The sequence below is a fragment of the Kribbella qitaiheensis genome (genome assembly GCF_014217565.1).
Classification (GTDB): domain Bacteria; phylum Actinomycetota; class Actinomycetes; order Propionibacteriales; family Kribbellaceae; genus Kribbella; species Kribbella qitaiheensis_A.
Genome location: NZ_CP043661.1, coordinates 2,766,928 through 2,786,841 on the forward strand (window position 1 = coordinate 2,766,928; position 19,914 = coordinate 2,786,841).

The 19,914-nt window shown below is 66.0% G+C and carries 19 protein-coding genes; 4 read left to right on the top strand and 15 right to left on the bottom strand.

Features of this window, described 5'->3' with window-relative positions; all coding sequences use genetic code 11:
• Positions 1-105: 105 nt before the first annotated feature.
• The 3 genes from F1D05_RS12740 to F1D05_RS12750 form a co-directional block, all read right to left on the bottom strand.
• Complete coding sequence (locus F1D05_RS12740) at positions 106-1,416, bottom strand: NAD(P)/FAD-dependent oxidoreductase (protein ID WP_185447878.1); 1,311 nt, start codon at positions 1,414-1,416, stop codon at positions 106-108.
• Positions 1,417-1,915: 499 nt separating this feature from the next.
• Positions 1,916-2,746 (bottom strand): hypothetical protein, encoded by an 831-nt coding sequence (locus F1D05_RS12745; protein WP_185447880.1) that lies wholly within the window; start codon positions 2,744-2,746, stop codon positions 1,916-1,918.
• Positions 2,724-3,728 carry a type IV toxin-antitoxin system AbiEi family antitoxin gene (locus tag F1D05_RS12750; RefSeq protein WP_206686186.1) on the bottom strand — a complete coding sequence of 335 codons (1,005 nt, stop codon included), beginning with the start codon at positions 3,726-3,728 and terminating at the stop codon, positions 2,724-2,726. The genes F1D05_RS12745 and F1D05_RS12750 overlap by 23 nt, the downstream gene beginning before the upstream one ends.
• Positions 3,729-3,920: 192 nt before the next feature.
• On the opposite strand from F1D05_RS12750, the gene F1D05_RS12755 reads away from it, so the two are divergent.
• Positions 3,921-5,000, top strand: a complete 1,080-nt coding sequence (locus F1D05_RS12755; RefSeq protein ID WP_185447882.1) for a serine hydrolase domain-containing protein — start codon at positions 3,921-3,923, stop codon at positions 4,998-5,000.
• A gap of 35 nt (positions 5,001-5,035) precedes the next feature.
• On the opposite strand, the gene F1D05_RS12760 is transcribed toward F1D05_RS12755, so the two are convergent.
• Entirely contained in the window at positions 5,036-5,866 is an 831-nt protein-coding gene (locus tag F1D05_RS12760; protein ID WP_185447884.1) for a uracil-DNA glycosylase, read from the bottom strand.
• A gap of 21 nt (positions 5,867-5,887) precedes the next feature.
• Positions 5,888-7,321, bottom strand: coding sequence for an MFS transporter (locus F1D05_RS12765; protein WP_185447885.1), 1,434 nt, complete (start codon positions 7,319-7,321; stop codon positions 5,888-5,890).
• A gap of 143 nt (positions 7,322-7,464) precedes the next feature.
• Between F1D05_RS12765 and F1D05_RS12770 the strand changes: the two genes are divergently transcribed.
• Positions 7,465-8,040 (top strand): TetR/AcrR family transcriptional regulator, encoded by a 576-nt coding sequence (locus F1D05_RS12770; protein ID WP_185447886.1) that lies wholly within the window; start codon positions 7,465-7,467, stop codon positions 8,038-8,040.
• A 124-nt stretch (positions 8,041-8,164) separates the two neighbouring features.
• Here F1D05_RS12770 and F1D05_RS12775 read toward each other — a convergent pair whose 3' ends face one another.
• From F1D05_RS12775 to F1D05_RS12810, 8 genes are all read right to left on the bottom strand, one after another.
• Complete coding sequence (locus F1D05_RS12775; protein WP_185447887.1) at positions 8,165-9,112, bottom strand: Ppx/GppA phosphatase family protein; 948 nt, start codon at positions 9,110-9,112, stop codon at positions 8,165-8,167.
• Positions 9,105-9,647, bottom strand: coding sequence for a DUF501 domain-containing protein (locus tag F1D05_RS12780; protein WP_185449136.1), 543 nt, complete (start codon positions 9,645-9,647; stop codon positions 9,105-9,107). Before F1D05_RS12780 ends, F1D05_RS12775 begins: the two co-directional genes overlap by 8 nt.
• Positions 9,648-9,677: 30 nt before the next feature.
• The gene (locus F1D05_RS12785) at positions 9,678-10,280 is read right to left on the bottom strand and encodes an FtsB family cell division protein (RefSeq protein ID WP_185447888.1); all 603 of its coding nucleotides are present in this window, start codon (positions 10,278-10,280) and stop codon (positions 9,678-9,680) included.
• Positions 10,281-10,299: 19 nt separating this feature from the next.
• On the bottom strand, positions 10,300-11,580 hold the full coding sequence (gene eno / locus F1D05_RS12790; RefSeq protein WP_185447889.1) for a phosphopyruvate hydratase: 1,281 nt from the start codon (positions 11,578-11,580) through the stop codon (positions 10,300-10,302).
• A gap of 38 nt (positions 11,581-11,618) precedes the next feature.
• Positions 11,619-12,179, bottom strand: a complete 561-nt coding sequence (locus tag F1D05_RS12795; RefSeq protein ID WP_185447890.1) for an RNA 2'-phosphotransferase — start codon at positions 12,177-12,179, stop codon at positions 11,619-11,621.
• A complete protein-coding gene (locus F1D05_RS12800; RefSeq protein WP_185447891.1) occupies positions 12,176-12,484 on the bottom strand; it encodes a LysR substrate-binding domain-containing protein in 309 nt (102 codons plus the stop codon). Before F1D05_RS12800 ends, F1D05_RS12795 begins: the two co-directional genes overlap by 4 nt.
• A 136-nt stretch (positions 12,485-12,620) precedes the next feature.
• Positions 12,621-14,006 carry a hypothetical protein gene (locus tag F1D05_RS12805; RefSeq protein ID WP_185447892.1) on the bottom strand — a complete coding sequence of 462 codons (1,386 nt, stop codon included), beginning with the start codon at positions 14,004-14,006 and terminating at the stop codon, positions 12,621-12,623.
• 13 nt (positions 14,007-14,019) lie between these two features.
• Positions 14,020-15,162, bottom strand: a complete 1,143-nt coding sequence (locus tag F1D05_RS12810) for an OmpA family protein (protein ID WP_185447893.1) — start codon at positions 15,160-15,162, stop codon at positions 14,020-14,022.
• A 605-nt stretch (positions 15,163-15,767) separates the two neighbouring features.
• Between F1D05_RS12810 and F1D05_RS12815 the strand changes: the two genes are divergently transcribed.
• Positions 15,768-17,369, top strand: a complete 1,602-nt coding sequence (locus F1D05_RS12815; protein ID WP_185447895.1) for a helix-turn-helix transcriptional regulator — start codon at positions 15,768-15,770, stop codon at positions 17,367-17,369.
• Positions 17,369-18,034, top strand: a complete 666-nt coding sequence (locus tag F1D05_RS12820; RefSeq protein WP_185447897.1) for a hypothetical protein — start codon at positions 17,369-17,371, stop codon at positions 18,032-18,034. Before F1D05_RS12815 ends, F1D05_RS12820 begins: the two co-directional genes overlap by 1 nt.
• Before the next feature lie 106 nt (positions 18,035-18,140).
• Here the strand turns inward: F1D05_RS12820 and F1D05_RS42960 are convergent, their stop codons facing one another.
• Complete coding sequence (locus F1D05_RS42960; RefSeq protein WP_246486643.1) at positions 18,141-19,226, bottom strand: MazG family protein; 1,086 nt, start codon at positions 19,224-19,226, stop codon at positions 18,141-18,143.
• 10 nt (positions 19,227-19,236) lie between these two features.
• Positions 19,237-19,905 (bottom strand): SurA N-terminal domain-containing protein, encoded by a 669-nt coding sequence (locus F1D05_RS12830; RefSeq protein WP_185447899.1) that lies wholly within the window; start codon positions 19,903-19,905, stop codon positions 19,237-19,239.
• Positions 19,906-19,914 lie beyond the last annotated feature (9 nt).

Sequence of the window (19,914 nt, forward strand, 5' to 3'; positions counted from 1 at the left end):
CGCTGACGTCCGAAGAAGTGGAGTACACGTCCCTCCGCTTCTTCGGACGTAACCAGCGTCCGAAGGGGTGAGGGGCAGGACCCTCGGTTCTTCGGACGCAACGCGTTACTTGGAGCCCGCCGCCCGGCGGAACTCGTCGTTGGGGGTTTGCAGGCTGCCGAGGCTGGTGACCTCGCGGCGGAAGAACAGCGCGAGGGTCCAGTCGAGGATGACGCGGGCCTTGCGGTTCAAGGTGGGGACGCGGGAGACGTGGTACGTCCGGTGCAGGAACCAGGCCGGCCAGCCCTTCACCTTCACGCCGTACAGCTGCGCCACGCCCTTGTGCAGGCCGAGGCTCGCCACTGAGCCGACATACTTGTGCTCGTAGTCCTGCGGCGCCTGCCCGTCGACCACCCGGAGGATGTTCGAGGCGAGGCGACGCGCCTGGCGGACCGCGTGCTGGGCGTTCGGAGCGCAGAACGCGCCGGTGTCGGAGGTGAGGTCGGGGACGGCCGCGTTGTCACCGGCGGACCAGGCGTCGTCGAGACCCTCGATCCGCAGGTTCGCGAGGCACTTGATCCGGCCCTTGTCGTCGCGCGGGAAGTCCGTGTTCGCGAGCGCCGGGTTCGCCTTCACGCCGGCGGTCCAGACGATCGTGTCGGCATCGAACTCTTCACCGTCGTCGAGGACCACGTGGCCCTTCTCGCAGGACTCCAGCCGGGTCTCCAGCTTGATGTCCATGTTGCGCTTGCGCAGCTGCTCGACGGTGTACCTGCCGAGGTCCTCACCGACCTCCGGGAGGATCCGCCCGGTCGCCTCGACCAGCACCCAGCGCATGTCCTCGGGCTCGATGTTGTCGTAGTACCGGGTGGCGTAGCGGGCCATGTCCTCGAGCTCCGCGAACGCCTCGACGCCTGCGTATCCACCACCGATGAAGACGAAGGTCAGCGCGGCCTTGCGCAGCGCCGGGTCGGGCTGGGACGACGCGACGTCGAGCCGGTCGAGCACCTTGTTCCGCAGGGCGATGGCCTCCTCGACGTTCTTGAAGCCGATGGCCTCCTCGGCCAGACCCGGGATCGGCAGCGTCCGGGCGACGGAGCCGAGCGCGACCACGATCTGGTCGTACGCGAGCTCGTAGTCCGGGCCCTCCTCCGGCATCACCTTCGCGACCTTGTGCGCGTGGTCGATGCCGGTGACCCGGCCGGTGACGACGCGGCAGCCCTTGAGTGTCTTGCGAAGGGGCACCACGACGTGCCGCGGCTCGACCGAACCGGCCGCCGCCTCGGGCAGGAACGGCTGGTAGGTCATCACAGATCTCGGGTCGACGACCGTGACTCTGATCCTGCCCCGCCTGGCGGCCTTGCGCAGGCCGTACGCGGTGTACATCCCGACGTAACCGCCCCCGACTACGAGGATGTGCGGTACCTGGGCTGTCATCCGGCTCACTCTCCCTGAGTGGTGTTCCAACTTCATGTCTACTTCAGGATAACGCGCTCGTGAAAACTTTCACAAGGGCTCTTCCGGGTGATCTCACACACCGGAATTCCCCCGTCCGAGGGAGGCCATCACTGCCCTATCGTGCGGCCTACCCGCGCGCAGAACCAGCCAACCCACTACCCGGTACACAACCGCAAACCCCTGTACTGCGAACAGCCCCAACGCAGCTCCTGCGTCGCCGCTCCCACCTACCCGGGACGCCGCTCCTCCGTCGCGGCTAGACAACTGCGAGGCGGCTTCCGAAGCGGCCCTCATCAGGTGGCGCTGCGACTGATGACGCTACGGTCGACTTGCAGCCCGTGCGGAAGGCCGCCCATCCGCTGGCCCCGCGATCACCGCGTGGCCCCCGAGACCAGCCGTGCCAGCAGAGGCAACTGGGTCCGGGGCAGCTCGTGCTACGCCGCCCCGGAATCGACGCTGCCGCTGTACCGGAGGGGTGTCAGCCCCAAATTCCGTTGCAGAGTGCATCGACGACAGCGATGCGGCGCTGACCATCCGAAGTCCAACGCGGCAGCGTCTCATGCCCTATCTCGCTGACCAACTTATGCCTGACGGAGGTCGGCCAACGCACCGCCAGTTCGCGAACGCGTTCCGGTCCAATCTCGGCAGCGAGGTCCCGGCCGAGAAGAGCTGCCGATGCCAGCAGACGATCCGCGCTCGTCGCGAGGAGGATCGCGACTCCCTCCGCCGTCTCGTAGAGGCGAGTCTCGATCGCCTTCGACTCCAAGTACCAATAGACAACTGCCGCGATGTCCGATCCGTCACGGAACTCGTAGTCCACAGATCTGTTCACCCACGCCGACAACTTGAGAGCGCAGTACCCAGCAGCGGAGGGGATACGAATTTGCAGATCCTCCGCCAGCGGGAGTTTCAGGGCACGTGCGAAGACCTCGCTGAAGCCGAAGACATCCATGTCTTCCGCGCGTCGTGCCGGCATCACCGTGCCCACCGGATCCTCAACACCGCCAAAGGGCATGAGGTCGACGGGGATCGAACCAACGAGATAACGGATGCCGGTTGAACCAGTTGGTTTCAGCTGCTGCGTCAGTCGCTCGAACGGCGCCCAGGCCGGAAGTGCGATCGCGACATCGACGTCAGTGGTACCGCGCAGAGGAAAGTCATGCCCATACGCTGCGTGAAGGATGTCGCGACATGACGCTCCGACAACCATGATGTCGTCGGGGTCGATGTTGCTCAGCAGATGGAGCTCCTCGATCACCTGCTTGACTAGTGTGAACTGTCCGACATCACTTTTCTCGAAGCGCAGCACTGTCTTGTCTCAGTTCATGAGCGGCCGCTCTCTGGCGCGGTTCTCCGCTCGCCATCAGATCGGCGTAGATGAGCGTCCACGGCACCTTCGACCGACGGACAGACGGTCCGTCTGGCGCGAAGGATTCTTGCCAGAATTTTCGTCTGACCATGATGTTCGGTGGACCATCGGATCGCCAGTGATTGACGATCGGCAGCATCGGATCCAGCTCGTCCACGTAGATCGTCAACGAAGTCGGCCGAACGGCGTGAGCGACAGCAACCTCGCCACTGACGAGGATCGGCTGATCAGGCCGCGCAGGTTGGACTCCTTCGATCTCACCGGCGAACTCGGCCAGCCTGAGTGTGGGCGCAAGCCCGGACGGATACGAGGCGACCCAGTGGTCGAGAAGAGCATCGCTGTCGCGGAGTTCACGACTGGATCCGATACTCAAATAGCCGTTTTGTTCAAGAAGCACGAGGGCTTCATGCGCAAGGCCTGGCGACACCCCGGCGACCGCAGCAAGCTTCCGGATGCTCGCATTGACCAGGTCCGGCCAGGTGATGACGGCGAAAACCACCCGAGCCCGCCGAGAGCTGAACAAATTTGCGGATCTTCCGGACCGGCCGTGCTTGGACCTGGCGATCTGCGGTCTGCGCCCCCTGATGTCGACCAGAACGGTTCCGAACGCGAGGTAGGCGTTACCGGCTGCGTCCAGGTACTGAATGCCGGCTTTCCGAAAAGCAGCGGCGCTCCGTTCGGAGATTCGCTCTCCAAGCACCAGAAGTGGGCGGTCTTCCTTCCCTCGAGCGAGCTGACCGGCATCGGTGAAGGACATTACCGGTTGATAGGTCAGCCAATAGGGGCTCCGCTCCGCGCTCCGCCGAACCTCAACGGGCTGAGGCTGGCCGGAATCAGGGAGTTCCCCCAGAGGCGGACCATCGATCTGGATCCCGGTAGCAGTCAACTGCTGTTCGATGAGCCGAACGACATCGCGATCCACCTCATGCCTCCTGTTCAGGATTTCACTCCGTTCAATATAACTGAACAGAGTGAAAAATTGAACATCAGTTACCGTGGCGCTTTCGTCGAGTGAGCGACGGAAGGCCGGCCGTGAGTCCATTGGGCTAGTGGCAGGTGGGGCACGCGGGGAGGATGGGTTGAGCTAGCGCGGGGGTGCGGAGGGAGACGGGTGGTGGTCGGGTTGCAGGAGCGGGTTCAGCAGGTTCTTGAGGAGCTGGTCGAGGCGGGTGAAAGAGGGCTGCAGGTTGCCGTGTATTTGAACGGTGAGCTGATCGTCGACGCCGTCGCCGGTCTGGCCGATTCCGCGACGGGGCGACCGATGGCGCCGGATACGCCGGTCTTCAGCTTCTCGACCGGCAAAGGCATGGCAGCCACCATCGCCCATCTGCTCGTCAAGGATGGTGTCCTCGGATACGACACACCAGTCGTGGACGTCTGGCCGGAGTACGGCGAGGCCGGCAAGGAGAGCACGACTGTTCGGCATGTGTTGACTCATACGACCGGTCTTCCGGCCATGCCGGCGGAGACAGGGCCGGGCGTTCTTTCGGACTGGCCGCGGATCTGTGCCGGGCTTGCGGCTGCCGAACCGCTCTGGGAACCGGGAACTCGGACCGGCTATCACTCCTACACCTTCGGCTATCTCATCGGTGAGATCGCGCGGCGAGTGACCGGTACGCCGATGCGCCGGTTGCTGCACGATCGAGTCGCTACGCCGCTCGGCATGAGGGGAGAGCTCTTCTTCGGCGTACCCGAGGCAGACCTGACCCGGATCGCGCGACTCGAGGACACTCAGCCGGAGCCGACCAGTGCGCTGGACTCAGACTCGGTCCTGGCGGGCTGGGAGCGGCAGCCGACTGCCGCGATGGGCAACGATTCGACGCTACTGCGAGCCGACATCCCTTCGGTGGGAACCTTCACCGCACGAGGAATCGCCGCAATGTACTCCGCACTCATCGATGGCCGGCTCGTCGACGAGGAGCAGTTACGCGAGTTGTCCGCGACGGCGTTCGAGGGCACCGATCAGGTGTTTGGCAATCCCGCTCGGCTGGCTCTGGGGTATCCACTCGGCAGATTGAGTGCCGAGCCGTTCGAATCGTCGGCCGCGTTCGGCTGGCCGGGCGGTGGTGGCAGCTACGCGTACGCCGACCCGACCTCCGGAGTCGCCTTCGGCCTCACCAAGACCCGACTCGCCCCAACCTTCACCACCGCACAACGCCTCGCCGATCTCGTGACTGCCGAAGTCACCGGGTGAACCGCTAGTCGATCGGCCCCCGTCGGCGCGCATGCTCACAGACCGCCGAGGGTGCGGGCTCGGGTCATCACGGCGTCGAGCATGGGTTCGGTCAGTTTGCCGGTGAAGGTGTTTTGCTGACTGGGGTGGAAGCAACCGAGGACCACCACCTCGCCGTACGGGCCTGGGATCGAGTACTCGACGGCGTGGCCGAACTTCGGGCGTGGGCGCGGGACCTCGCCGCCGACCGCCTGCAGAGCGTTCAGCAGTACGTCGAAGCCGAACTTGCCGAGGCAGACGATCGCCCGCGTCGACGGCAGGACGAGCTCCAGCTCCGCATGGAACCAAGGAGAACAGTTGTCGCGCTCCTCCGGCGTCGGCTTGTTGGCGGGAGGCGCGCACCGCACCGCCGCCATCATCCGAGCGCCGAGCAACTGCAACCCATCCCCCGCATGCTCGCTGGTCGGCTGCGACGCAAGCCCAACCCGGTAAAGCGATGCGAACAACCAATCGCCCGAACGGTCACCGGTGAACACCCGGCCCGTCCGGTTGCCGCCGTTCGCGGCGGGTGCCAGCCCGGCGATCAGAACCCGAGGCGCCGGTGAGCCCCAGCCCGCGATCGGCCGGCCCCAGTACGGCTGGCCGGCGAAGGACTTTCGCTTGCTCAAGGCAATGTCTTCCCGCCACTCCACCAACCGGGGACAAGCGCGGCAGACGGACACCCTGGCGTCGAGTTCAGCCAGGTCGTCCGTCTGCGCGAGCGTCAGCACCTCAGCGGGATCGCCGGCGACCGGCGTACCGCGGCCTGCCGGGTCCTCAGGCCACCCTGTCCCCGGCGGCACCGGGCTCTCGAACAACTCCCCTGTCAGCGGGTGCGGCAGCTTCATCCCCTCAGACTAGGCAAAGGGTCAGCTGACGAGCTCCTCCAGGAGTGGGTCCGGTGCGGCGTACTTGGTACGGCGAGCGGCAGGGATGGCCAGGGCCAGCAGAACCGCGACCGCGGAGAAGCCGGCCAGGAGAAGGAAGGTGTCGGTGAAGCCGGACTCGGCAGGGAGACCGGAGGGTTGGAGATGGCTGGTGATGATCGAACTGGCCACGGCCGTGCCGATCGATCCGCCGATGGTGCGGATGTTGGCGTTCATGCCGGTGGCTGCGCCGGTCTGCTCGCGGGGCACGTTCTGAACGATCAGACTGGTCATCGACGCGTACGCCATGCCGAGCCCGATACCGAAGACCGCCGTCGAGATCGCGACCTGCCACGGCTCGTCGTGGAACTCCGCGAACGCGAGTGAGGCAACCAGACTCAGCGCCGACCCCCAGACCACCTGAGCCTTGGCGCTGAAGCGAGGCGCGAGCGGCCCACTCAACGAACCGGTGACGGCCATCGTGACCAGCATCGGCAACATCAGCAGACCCGCCTGCGACACGCTCGAACCGAAACCGAATCCCGCGACGGTGGGGATCTGCATGAACTGCGGCACGAACGCGTAGACCGCGAACATGGCCGCACCGAACAGCAACGCCACCAGGTTCGTCGTCCAGACTGCCGGTAACCGCATCATGCGCATGTCGATCAGCGGGTTCCGCGAGCGCAGTTCGACGGTGATCCAGCCGGCCAGCAGGACGACGGCCAGTACGAACAGACCGATGGTCCGGGCCGAGCCCCAGCCCCAGGACCGCCCGGAACTCAGCGGCAGCAGGAGCGCGATCAGCCAACCTGACAGCAAAGCGGCGGCCAGCCAGTCGATCCGGCCGGGCACCCGGTTCGGCGACTCGGGGATGTAGCGACGCACCATCCCCGCGGCGAGCGTGACGATGACCATCGGGATCCAGAACAGCCAGCGCCAGCCGAGCGCTTCCACGATCGGCCCGGCCAGCACGATTCCCAGCCCACCGCCGGCCGCGATGACGGCCGACACCACGCCGACCACGGACGGCACCCGCTCGGCGGGGAACTCGTCCCGGATGATGCCGAACGACAGCGGGAACACCGCGCCGCCGAGCCCTTGGACGACTCGGGCCGCGATCAGTACGCCGATGTTGGGCGCGACCGCCGCGATCAGACAGCCGACCGCGAGGGCGATCAGCCCGATCAGCAGGGTGCGTTCCTTGCCGACCATGTCGCCGATCCGGCCGAGCAGCGGCGTCGCCACCGAGACCGACAGCAGCAGGCCGGTGAACACCCAGGTGATCGCGGCTGGGGTGGTGTGCAGGTCGTGCTGGATGAGAGGCAGCGCTGGGGTCACCAGCGACTGCAGCATTGAGAAAGCAGCGACGACGGTCGCCAGCACAGCCAGCGTCAGCCGTGGTGAGGTCGTCTTTCGATGCCTGATTCTGGGCATGCCGAAGTCCTTCGAAAGGGTGGTGAGCGCGCCGCCGTAGGGCGGTGCGGGAAGACCCGACCTGGTAAAGTCGAGGCGTGCCTCCACTATAGCGGAGGTATGCCTCCGTTTCTAGTGAGAGGAACGCCGATAGGGTGGATGAGGTGACACAGAACCCGCGTTCGAGCCTCGGAGTGGCGGTACGGCGGCCGCAGCGGGCTGATGCCCGGCGCAACTTCGACGCCCTGCTGTCGGCTGCCCGGGACGCCTTCGCCGAGCACGGCACCGGCGCGTCCCTGGAGGACATCGCGCGCCGCGCCGGGGTCGGCATCGGCACCCTCTACCGCAACTTCCCGACCCGCCAGGACCTGTTCGACAGCGTCTACCTGGGTGAGATCGAGGAATTGTGCACAGCTGCCGTCCAGGTTGCCGGCCTGCCGCCATGGCAGGCATTGGAGACCTGGCTGCGGCGCTTCGTCGAGTACGCCGCCACCAAGCGGGCGATCTACGAGGAGCTGAACCGCGACTCCGAGACGTTCAGCGCGGCCCGCGAGGCGATGTACGGCGCCGGCCAGCCGCTGTTCGACCGCGCCCAGGAAGCCGGCGTGATCCGCACCGACGCCCTCTTCGACGATGTGCTCCGGATGGTCAGTGGTCTGACCGGCGCCGGCTTCGTCGACGAGGACCAACGCACCCGGGTCCTGCAACTGGCCCTGGACGGCCTCCGCCCCCGCGCCTGACGGAGTACGCCGAGCCGTTCTGGCGTCCCGGTGACGGCCATCAAGCAGCCGCTTGGCAAGGCCGCCTACCGAACAGCTTCGCCCTGCTCGCCCGCAAAGAGCTAGAGCCGCTCGCTCGCAGGGGCTAGCGCGACTCGCTCGCAAGGGCCAGCGCTACGCCGTCGAGGATATCGTGCTCGGAGACCAGCAACTCGTCGTACACGAGGTTGTCGGCCAGCCGGTCGTGCAGCCGTTGCAGGATGAGCGCTCCGGCCCCGATCACGTCCACCCGGCCCGGGTGGATTGCCGCTACTTCGGATCGTGCGGCGCGGGTCGACCCCATCAGCCATGAGGTCGTGTCGAGCAGCAGCGGCGCCGAGATCCGCGCGTGGTGGATCGCGCCGGGGTCGTACTCCGTGAGCTGCAAAGCGACCGCGGCGACCGTGGTGACGGTCCCGGCCACACCGACCAGACTGCGTGCCTGCGACAGCGGCACCGAGGTCGATTCAAGCAGCGCGTCGACCTCTCTGGTCGCGGCTGCCATCTCCTCGATCGATGCCGGATCCGAGCCCAGATACCGCTCGGTCATCCGCACCGACCCCATGTCGAGGGACTCCGCCGCGATCACTCCCGACGCGTCGCCCAGTACGAGTTCGGTCGAACCACCGCCGATATCCGCGACCAGATAGGGCCCCGGTACGTCGACTTCCGCCAGTCCCCCGGTCGCGCCGGTGAAACTCAGCTGGGCTTCCTCGGCGCCGGAGATGATCTCGGGCTCGACCCCCAGCCGGGCCTTGATCCCGGCGAAGAAGGCGTCGCGATTGCTCACGTCGCGAGCGGCCGAGGTCGCGACGAACCGGATCCGCGCGACTTCCGCAGTACGGATGAGTGCCGCGTACTCCGAGGCCGCGGCGAAGGTCCGCTGCAAGGCTTCAGGTGCGAACGCCCCGGACGAGTCGACCCCCTGGCCGAGCCGGACGACCCGCATCTGGCGGTCGACATCGGTCAACTGCCCATCGGCGTAGTCGGCGATCAGCAGGCGGATCGAGTTCGTCCCGCAATCGATCGCCGCGACTCGAAGAGGCTCAGTCATCGAGGCCGCTGACGGCTCCCGCCGCGGTACTCGCCTGCTCGCCGGTCAGCTCGGACGAGCCGGCCGCAGCTACACACGGTCCGCGGCGGCCCCAGTCCGACAGTGCTGCCAGCGCCTCATCGCCGAGGGGGTTGATCCCCGGACCGACGGCGAGCGAGTGACCGATGAGCACATGCAGACACTTGACCCGCGTGGGCATTCCGCCGGCGGTGATGCCGTCGATCTCGGCGACGTGCTCGATCGACTCGCGGTGCGCGAGGTACGACTCGTGCGCCGCTTGATAACCCTTGGCGAGCTCCTCGTCGGTGCCGAGGCGCTCGGTCATCTCCTTCATCATCCCGCCGGCCTCGAGCGTGCCGATGGCGGACGCGAGTCGCGGGCAGGTGATGTAGAACGTGGTCGGGAACGGCGTACCGTCCGGCAGCCTCGGCTCGGTCTCGACGACATCGGGCAGCCCGCAGGAGCACCGATGCGCGATCGAACGGATGCCGCGAGCGGTCCGGCCCAGCTGGGCACTCACCGCGGGCCTGGTCAGTTGCGCCGACCTGGCTCGAACTGTCTGATGTCACCGATTGGCCTTGGGAGTCAGGATGGGTTTCGGGGTGGGCTTGGCCGGTGGTGGGGCGGCCGGCTTGACGGGCTTGCCGGCGCCCTCCACGCTGCCCCAGAGCTTCGTGTACCAGGTCGGGTCCTGCGTATCCGCGGCCGGATCGACCGGCCCGGCAGGCTCCGGCGGCGCACCGACGGGCTTGCCGTCGGCACCGATCACCCGGTAGCCGACCTCACCGGGCATCACCCAGCCGAGCCGCTGCCTGGCCTGGGCCCGGACGTACGCGTTGTCGTCCCAGCGGGCGATCTCGTCGTCCAGCTGGTTGACCCGCTTCTCGCGGTCCCGGATCTCCTGCTGCAGCGCACTGATCTGCTGGTGCTGGTCGAACCACACCCGCAGGCTCTGCGCGTACGACACGACCAGCGCACCGAGCACGAGCAGCACCACGGCTGCCCGGCCGGTGAGATTGCGGGAACCCCGGGTCCGGACCGGGCCGGCCGGGGTCCCCGTCGTACGGCGTTTGGGCTGGTTGCCGTCCCGGCGGGCAGGTGGACGCGACTGGCTACGACTCGCGGGTCGCGAGCCTGGCCGTGCACCTGGATCCCGGCGGGAGGACATTCCAAGAACCTTAGCCCGGTCAGCCCTTGAAGCGCGGGAACGCCGAGCGACCGGCGTACCGGGCCGCGTCGTCGAGCTCTTCCTCGATCCGGAGCAGCTGGTTGTACTTCGCCGTCCGGTCCGACCGGGCCGGAGCACCGGACTTGATCTGGCCACAGTTGGTCGCGACCGCGAGGTCGGCGATGGTGGTGTCCTCGGTCTCGCCGGAGCGGTGGCTCATCATGCAGGTGAAGCCGTTGCGGTGGGCGAGGTCGACGGCGTCCAGCGTCTCGGTCAGCGAGCCGATCTGGTTCACCTTGACCAGCAGCGAGTTCGCCGCCTTCTCGTTGATGCCGCGCTGCAGCCGCTCGACGTTGGTGACGAACAGGTCGTCGCCGACGATCTGGATCTTGTCACCGAGCTGACCGGACAGGCTGATCCAGCCGGACCAGTCCTCCTCGTTCAGCGGGTCCTCGATCGAGACGATCGGGTACGACGCCACCAGGTCCGCGTAGTACGCGATCATCTCGTCGGACGACTTCTTGCCGCCCTCGAACGCGTACACGCCGTCGGTGTGGAACTCGCTCGCTGCCACGTCCATGGCCAGCGCGATGTCCTTGCCCGGCTGCAGGCCGGCCTTCTCGATCGCGACCAGGATCAGGTCGAGCGCGTCGCGGTTGCTCGGCAGGTTCGGGGCGAAGCCGCCCTCGTCGCCGAGGCCGGTGGACAGGCCGCGCTCCTTCAGCACCGCCTTCAGGGCGTGGTAGACGCCGGCACCCTGCATCAGCGCCTCGGAGTACGTCGCCGCACCGATCGGGGCGATCATGAACTCCTGCACGTCGACATTGCTGTCCGCGTGCGAGCCGCCGTTGAGGATGTTCATCATCGGGACCGGGAGCACGTGCGCGTTCGGGCCGCCGACGTAGCGGTACAGGTCCAGGCCGGCGCTCTCCGCGGCCGCCTTGGCCACCGCGAGGCTGACGCCGAGGATGGCGTTCGCGCCCAGCTTGGCCTTGTTCGGAGTGCCGTCCAGGTCGAGCATGGCCTGGTCGATCAGCCGCTGCTCGTGGACGTCGTACCCGACGATCTCCTTGTCGATGTCCTCCAGGATGGCCGTGATGGCCTTCTGGACGCCCTTGCCGCCGTAGCGGGACTTGTCCCCGTCGCGCAGCTCGACGGCCTCGAACTGGCCGGTGGACGCGCCGGAGGGCACCGCCGCCCGGGCTACGGTGTCGTCGTCGAGCAGAACCTCGACCTCGACAGTGGGGTTGCCGCGCGAGTCAAGAATCTCGCGAGCGCCGACGGCCTCGATGGTGGCCACATCTACTCCTCTGTTCACACCTGATGTCAGCCCCGAGCCTAGCCGCCAGACCACCCACCCCAGTGGACCGCGTCAGCCTTTTCCACAACGCGGATGGCGATCGCGGGAACGAATCTGGTCAGCAGCACGCCGTTCGGCGCTTCGAAGACCGGCTGGCCGAGCTTGCCGGGATCGATGCCGAGCAACACGTCTACGGCGGATCTCCTGCCCACGTGGCTGTTTCTGGCGGGTGCAAGATGCACGTGCGTACGCCGACCCGCCCGCAGCCCCTCCTGCAGGATCGCGTCCAGTGCGGCCAGGTTCGTGCCGTGCCAGAGCAAATCGGGCGGCGCGACCCGTCGCCAACTGTTCTCCAAGGCTTCACACGTGACCGGCATCCCCTCGGCGGAATGACCCTGGCAGGCACGGATCCGGTCTGCGTGGACCTGTAGGCGGGATTTGTCGTTCTCCTCGACGGCACGGTCGAGTTCGACGCGGCCCATCGCCAGCAGCACGCAGACGTCGTCGATCGAGGCCCAGCCGTCGGGGGTCATCGCCAGGCCGCGCTCCCCCGCGGTATGCCTGAGCAGACGCGACAGTTGACGACTCTCCCGACTCATACTACGAAGCGTTTCAGCAGACCCCGCAGGATGTCGAGCCGGTTGTCAGCGGGATGGTTCCGCCGGGTGATCGCGTAGTAACGCACCGGCGGCAGGTCTCTGACAGGAACGGTCCGTACGGCGGTCGGCGTACGGACCGAGCCGTTGACCACGGCCGGGCCGATTCCGAGCCGGACGAATTGGACCAGCAACTCCCAGCCTTCCGCCTCGACCGCGACGGACCAGTGGACCTTCTGGTCGAGCAGGCTCCGCTCCAGCAGCTGGCGATGCGGCCGGACTGGCGGGGGACTTTGCAGATGGAACAACTGGTGGCTGCTGCGCGGAGTGGCTTCGCGCTAGTACCGGTCGACGCACAATCGCCGACCGGTACTAGCTACCCGAGGAGAGCCTGGACAATGCCGGGCTGAGAGCGGGGGGCCAAACCCTTCCCCGTGGTCGGCCTCACCGGTCGAGAGTGCGTTCGCTCCGAGAGTGATCCCAGGGGTGCGCAGACAAGGCGCGGAAGCGCTTGTCCAGGTCCGCTATGCGTCCCCGGAGTGCCGCTAGACGGGCGTTGCGATCGACTACCGGCTGCAGGCTGATCGCATCGGCACCCGGGATCCCATTACTGATCGACCCCGCTGGGTCAGTCGTAGCGACCGCTGTCGAAGGCACCGTGTGACTGCCGGACAAGCCACCGATCTGAAGCCGCAGGAAGTCGTAGGGAACGTGTGCCTCGTTGACGAGATCTTGCACCTCACTGCGGATGGCCGGTACAACCTTCTCGACCAACTCGTGGTCGATGTTCCTCGCCGCGGCAAGGTCCAGCTCGACCTGGTCGACCAGTTCGTCGTGCCAGTCCAGATCCGCGTCGAGATCTCGCGAGAGTGCGTCCCGCTCCCGCGAGACCTTGCTGCCGTCCAGGGCCTTACCCAGGAAGGTCAGAGTCGGCATCAACAGCCCAGTCGTGAGTGCGAGCACTATCATCACGGCCGTGATCGCCGGCTGGGCATTGCCGAGAGCATCGAGGCCGCGCTCGATCAATGCAGCGGTGATCCCGCCCGCGATCCCGCCGGTCACCAACAGGTAGCCGAGACGCTGGCGCCGACTGGTCTCGGCAGAATGCTTCTGACCATCTGCCTGGGCCTCACGACAGTGATTGTGCGCACGAGCGGCGTGATCGACCAACCAGGTCTGGCCGAGGATGATGTACACGACCAGGATCAGGGAGAAGGTCCACCCCATCCAGTCCTGCCAAGGAGACAGGATCGGCACATTGAGGTAGTAGGTGAGGAAGGCGAGGAACCCCATGGCCTCGGCCCACGGAGCCCACACCGAAATCACTCGCAACCAGCGCGGTGCCCGGTCGTGATGCCGATGGCCCATGGCACGTTCGGTCTCCACGCGGTCGGTCAGCTCGCTGACACGACTCACGGCAGACCGGCCGCCGTACACCTTGTTGGTCTCGGGCGTGCTCAGGTCTCCGGGCCGCTTCTCGATGGTGTCGATCGCGGTGGAGACGCCGATACACAATCCCTCGATGTCGTCGAGCGCTGGGTCGACATCCTCCTCCAGCCGCTCAGCGAGCAGTTCGCGCCCGTCTTGCACGAAGTCCGCACTGAGCTGGCAACCGACGACATCTTGCGGCTCCCACCGCTCGCGCGGAGTATCGCTTGCCAGATGGTTTCGCACTACATAGTCGTAATAGGTCAGCGCCAAGGTATAGACCTTCTTCGTACAGAGCCCCGCTCTGACCGCCTCGCGGCGGGTGTAGTGAGGCGGAGGACAACTCTGGTTTCGGCCGGTCTGGTCTCCACTGTCTGGCAGCGAGGTCGCTGGAACGGTCATGGCCTTCTCCTACTCAACTGGCACTCTTGAAGCGGACGACCACAGAGCGGTTCCTGGGGTCGCTGGGGTCCGGGAACGGCTGGTTCGCATTGCCGTAGCCCTTGACCGTCAACTGGTTACGGCTAACTCCCAGCTGTTCGAGAACGCCGGCGACGACCTGGGCTCGCTGCGTGCTGAGCGCGACGGCCACCGGGTTATTGGATTTCTTCGCCACCGACGAGGTGTGGCCCTCAACAGTGACTCTGGTGGTGGGGCGGATCTTCGCGACGCAGGGCTTCAGCGCCGCCAGGGTCGCCTGGCGGTTGAGCAGAACCGCCTTGTCCGCCTCGAAGTACGTGCCCGCGCTGAGGGTGCAGGTCTTCTCCCCAGGGGCCGAGCTCCGCACCGGCACCGGCGTACCGATCGGGGGCGGGACCGGTACGACGGGCGCCACCTTGGTCGACTGCGACGGCAGACCGTCCGGATACTCGAAGTGGACGCTCGCTGCCCCGGCCGCCCGGAGCAACGTGTCCCAGACGGCCTCGCGATAGACCATTTGCGGCCGCCGCAGTGCCTGCTGTTGCCCGCTCGAAGGCGTGATCACGAATGTCACCGCCGCTCGCGGCATGGAAGGGAGTTCCCCGGCCGATCGCAGATCGTCGGCCAACATCTTCGGTGACACATCGAAGGCAAGCTTCCGGAAGTCCACCGGGTTCGAAGTGTCCAGACCCGACGAGTAGATGAACACGGGCTTGGAGGTGTCAACCTGGATCCTCGAGAGTCCGTTGAAGAGCGTCTGCCCGGCGTACTTCGAGCTCGACCCGTTCAAGGTGGCCTGAATCCTCCCGATGGTCCGCTCGATCGCATCATCGGCGCGCTGACGCACCTTCAGCGGTTCCCCGTCCGCCTTGTCATCGAGCCTCGGCGTCATGTCGACCAAGCTGGACGTCACCGCCCCGTCCCCATCGATCCGAACCAGCTTCACCGACTGATGAGCCAACCCGGCCACCTTCAACATCACCTCAAGCGATCCGCCGATCTCGACGCCTCCCTCGTTCGCCGTCTGCGCGGTGTAGAAAACCGTCCCACCGAGCCCGGACTCCGGCTGCAGCCGATGCTTCACCAACCAAACGGCAGCCGAGGCCGCCGCCAGGGCAAGCACTACGGCGACAACCACGCCGGCCACCCAGATCCGCTGCGTGCCGCTCCTCCTGCGGCGGCGAAGCGATCCGCGCCGACCGACGCCCAAGCGCCTCCGCCGAATCACTCGGCGCCGCGGCCGGCGCCCCCGGCTCATGAGGTCCCACCTCCCCCGGACAGCACGGCGGGAGACAGCAAGTGAACGAGACAGCGGCCGAATCCTGAGTAACGGGATGGGCACGCTGTGTTGCGAGCAGCACGCGATCGGCTACGCTTCTGAGTCATCATCGGATCGACCCTTCACTTGACCTAAGTCGGGGGGCTAGTTCGGTGATGTGAGGCGGTCCGGTTGCACCCGGGCCGCCTCTTTACGTCATGTCACCCAATCTCAGAGTAAGCGGGTGTGCAGCCTTGGTCAACACGTGTGCGCACATGCTTGCACAGTCCGCACAGTTAAGCGCATGATTGAACTATGAGCGCACGAATTTGCACGCATGGCCATCAGTTGTCGGTGAGACTCTCGGACACGGCTGCGTTGCGTCTTGACAAATCTGCCGTGTGGCGTCTTGCACACACCCAAATCAGTCCCCTAGGGTCAGCTCAGCGGCGCGAAAGTCAAGCAATACGGGGAGGGGAGGCAGCGTGACAGCCGCAATCGGCGAAGCTGGTGAGCGGGGCAGTGAGCCGACCAGCACAAGAGTGCACATCGCCGCACTGATTCGCGAAGCTCGTGTCGCGAGCGGAATGAGCCAGGCGCGTCTCGGCGATCGCGTCAGCGTGAGCAGATACGTCATCAACCGACTAGAGGGCGGGGCCCAGGACCTGACCCTTGAACTCGCGCCAAGGCTCGGCGAGGTGCTGAACCTTCCCGAGTTGGAGGAACTCACGCGAGGCCAGTTCCAGTCGTCAACCCGGGTGCGGTACGCAACCACTCGAGATGCGCGTCTCCGCGAACTCGTCAGCGCGCCCGGACTCGACAAATTGGTCATCGTCGCCGCCGACGAGTTCGACATCCTCGGGCTCCTCGAGAAGGCGCTCATCGATCTGCCTCCCACCGTCACCATCGTTTTTCCAACTCACGCGCGGCAGCAGCAGCTCCGCGGCCCCGCCGACCCCAAAGCAACGACTTGGGCTGTTCAGAACCAGATCACGCGGATCTTCGAGGCCTTGGCATCGGGCGGCAGGCTTCGCCCGGACGAAGGCCCGATCGGATCTGAGATCAAGCTCTACGAGTCAGACCATGTGCGGCAGTCCTTTGTGGTCGTCGCCACTGCAGAGGGCGGCACCCAATGTGCCGCCTGGCCGATCATGCCCAATGTCCGGCCGGAGTCCACGGAGTCGATCCCTGTCACCGTGTCGAGCGATACGTCCTTCATCCAAGTGATCGACGACCATGTGTCCGAACTGCAGTCCGGCAAGGAGCCACTGACCCATCTGAAGGCCGTGGTCGTTGTCGGCCAGGACCGCCAGAAGACAGGCGACACTCCAACTGCACTACATCGGCTGTCCAGCTATTTCCACCTAGGAGTCGACGACGAGCGGGCCGCCGCCAGGAGCGGTCAGAAGAGTCGCTTCGGCTTCGGCGTGTCGCTCGTCCTCATTCACGGCTACGCGTCGCAGAGTGGTCGCCCGCTAGCGCGGAGGATTCTTCTGCCTCGGGATCCGAAGTCCGGCTCGTACCAGCTTTTCAGTACTCACATCTCGGATGAGGATCTGGAAGGAACGGGCGAACAAGGCCCGCGATCGACGTCGACCGCCGGGGCAGCACAACGCAAGTTCATCACCAGCGACAAAAGGGCGATCGTCACCCCGGAAGCCTTTATCCGCGCTGCAAGACACGGTCTTCTGGATGAGTTCGGCGCGGACGTACCCGTCGAAGCATTCCAGCCGGTCGAACTACCGGAATCGCTGTGGATTGTTGAGAAGGGTCAGAACGACGACCGGCTGATGCCGGTCTTACCCCGCCTATTCCACCTCGACCTGTCACCTCAGGCCCACGAGGAGGAAATCGCCAGGCGTCGGCGCGAAAATAGCGCGCCGGGGAGCATCGGAGGGGACCAGGAAGGACCGCCGTGGGTCGGCATACTCGAGACCAACCTCGAGGCTGCCGGCAGCCTCGCCTTCGGCCAGCAGGATCTCCGGAATCCGACCGTCAGGCTCAACAATTTTCTAAGAACGGCACGGACCCAGACTGAGGACTGGTTTTTCTCTGTCCTCAACGACCTAGAAATTGAGAAGGATTGATGAACACGACTGGTGTTGAGTACGACCTCAAGCGCCTTCCCCGCCAATGGCTGGACGACTTGAAGCTCATTCCTGGCTTTGCGGAGCCACTGAGCGCGTTTGAACCGGTGCTCGCACTGACGATCACTCGCGAAGCGGACGGAGTACGGCAGGTTCTAGCCTGCGTACGCGACGCCGCCGAGAATCGCACCCATCCTGGGGTACTCAGCTCGCCAACAGTGCGCCTGCGTGGCGTTACTGACATTTCAGACCTCGTAGCCGGCTCGATGACCGGCGAACTGCCTTCGTGGTTGACAGCCCATATTCATCGATTGGTCGACGAAAAATTGTCAGCGGCAAGTGAGTTCAAGGACTCTTTCGTGCCTGACTTTGTGCAGGTTTGGCAGGCGCACAGTGTTATCGGAATTACTAACGGACAGCCGGTGACGGAAGCGTTGACGATGATCAATGTCCATCTCACCGTGCCGGGAGATGGGCAGCCTTTCCCGGAGCAAACGACGTCGTATTCGTGGATCGGCTTTGTACCGGAAACCCATCACGCCAAGGTGGTCGAGAGTCGGGACGCGTCGATTCTCGATATTTCGTTCGATGGCGAGATGCCGCTGGTCTACGGCCTCTGCACACATAGCACGGCAGAGATGCTGGAGGCAACCTCCAAGATCTGAGGAGCGTAACGCAGTACCGTGCGTGCCTCCTGAAGCAACGGCCGCCGGCCCGGAGTGAACAACTCCAGGCCGGCGGCCGTTTCCAGTCAACTCTCAGTCTTTGCTTTCAATGATCCGAATCTCGTCCGCCAGGCGGCGGGTAGCGTCGCGGAGGGGCCTGCTCGGCGTCTACGCCTGCGGCCTGGGTACGCCGCACCAGGGCTAGCAGTTCTGCCCCGAAGCGCTCGTGATCGTCTGTCAGGGCCTGTAGGGCGCCACTCTCCGCCTCCTGCGGCAGTATCTTGGCTGACCGGGAGAGCACCTTGTCCGCCAACGCGAGGGCAGGCAAGGCCAGCGGAATACCCTCCAGGACCGAACTGCGTTGCTTCTCCGCGGCTTTGATGGTCTCCCAGTTGGCCTCGACCGTCGCGAGGTCAGCGGAAGTGTCATCGCCGAAGACGTGGGGGTGGCGGCGGATCAGTTTTTCTACGATGCCGGCGGAGACGTCGTCGATGGAGAAGCCTTCGTCGCCTGAGTCTTCGGCGACTCGGGAGTGGAAGACGACCTGGAGGAGGAGGTCGCCGAGTTCTTCGCGGAGGTGGTCGCGGTCGCCCGAGTCGATTGCTTCGAGGGTTTCGTAGGTTTCCTCGAGGAGGTACTTCGCCAGGGTCTCGTGGGTTTGTTCCTGGTCCCAGGGGCAGTTGCGGCGGAGGCGGTCCATGACGCGGACGAGGTCGATCAAGCGGGCGCCCGGTACGTCGTACGAGCCGTGCAGGATCTCCACCTCGTACTCCGGGCGTGGGCCCGTCTCGGCGGCGCCGTGCAGTGCGTCCGCGATCAGGCGGAGGAGCCCCGGTTCGCCGTCGTCGCCGACCAGCCAGGCCACGTCTGCACCGGAAGCAGCCGCGGCCGTCAGCCGGGTCCAGTGGTCGACAGCATCTCCGTCGACCAGCTCGACGGCATACCCAGAGCCCACCAACGCCTGCACATCAGGCCGCTCAGCCAGCACCCGAGTCGCCCCGCCATCAGCCGAGGAGCCATCCGCGCCCCCGTCGCCAACCGGCGTACCGGGAGGGACCGCCTCGCCGCCTGTTGGCCTTCCGGAGGCGGCGAGGATGGGGCCGGCGTCGTCGAAGGCTTGCCAGGCGGTGCGGGTGAGCAGACCTGGCGCCACTCGCGGGCTGGTGAGTACGACCTTGATCGAACCGTTCACGGGAAAGCGATCAGCCCTGCGGTTGCGGCTGGCTCGGTTGCGGCTGGTTCGGGTCCTGCGGCTGCTGGTTGGGATCCTGCTGCTGCGGGTCGGCCGGCTTGTTGCCGGCCTCGGTCTGCTTGGACAGCGTCGAGAGCGAGCCGGAGACCTTGCCGTCGATCGTGCCGTCGGTCCACTTGCCGAACCGCGGCGCGATGTCCACGGTGATGTTCTTCGCCGCGTCCTTGACGATGCCCTGGCCGGCCTGCTGGGCCTGCTGGACGTTCGGGTCCTTGACGCCGGTGCCGCCGCCGAGCTTGATCGTGCCGATCACGGCCTCGGCGACGTCGTGCAGGAAGGTGTTCGCGACCGGGTCCTTGGCGAACCGGTCGTACGTCGTCTGGTCCGGCACGACCGCCTTCATCGCCTCGGCGACCTCGGCGTCGGTGACCGCGATCGACCGCTGCTCCGTGATCTGCTCGACCAGCGCGCTGTTCACCAGTTCACCGAGCGCCAGGCCGGTGGTGAACGGCTGCGCGAGTGCCTTGCTCACCGAGCGGGAGGTCTCGTCGACGTCGGTCACCGAGATCTCGGTCTTGCCCACCTTGGCCGCCGCGCCCGGGTGGGTACCCGCGGCACAACCGCCCAGCAGCACGACCGAGGCCAGTGCGCCCGTCACCTTGACGAGGTTTCTGCTCAACGGACTCTC

Bases quoted from the DNA above. Each gene is read 5' to 3' on its own strand.
- F1D05_RS12820 (WP_185447897.1), top strand. From the start codon at position 17,369: ATGAACACGACTGGTGTTGAGTACGACCTCAAGCGCCTTCCCCGCCAA.
- F1D05_RS12795 (WP_185447890.1), bottom strand. From the start codon at position 12,179: ATGAGTCGGGAGAGTCGTCAACTGTCGCGTCTGCTCAGGCATACCGCG.
- F1D05_RS12785 (WP_185447888.1), bottom strand. From the start codon at position 10,280: ATGTCCTCCCGCCGGGATCCAGGTGCACGGCCAGGCTCGCGACCCGCG.
- F1D05_RS12805 (WP_185447892.1), bottom strand. From the start codon at position 14,006: ATGACCGTTCCAGCGACCTCGCTGCCAGACAGTGGAGACCAGACCGGC.
- F1D05_RS12765 (WP_185447885.1), bottom strand. From the start codon at position 7,321: ATGCCCAGAATCAGGCATCGAAAGACGACCTCACCACGGCTGACGCTG.
- F1D05_RS12760 (WP_185447884.1), bottom strand. From the start codon at position 5,866: ATGAAGCTGCCGCACCCGCTGACAGGGGAGTTGTTCGAGAGCCCGGTG.
- F1D05_RS12740 (WP_185447878.1), bottom strand. From the start codon at position 1,416: ATGACAGCCCAGGTACCGCACATCCTCGTAGTCGGGGGCGGTTACGTC.
- F1D05_RS12775 (WP_185447887.1), bottom strand. From the start codon at position 9,112: ATGACTGAGCCTCTTCGAGTCGCGGCGATCGATTGCGGGACGAACTCG.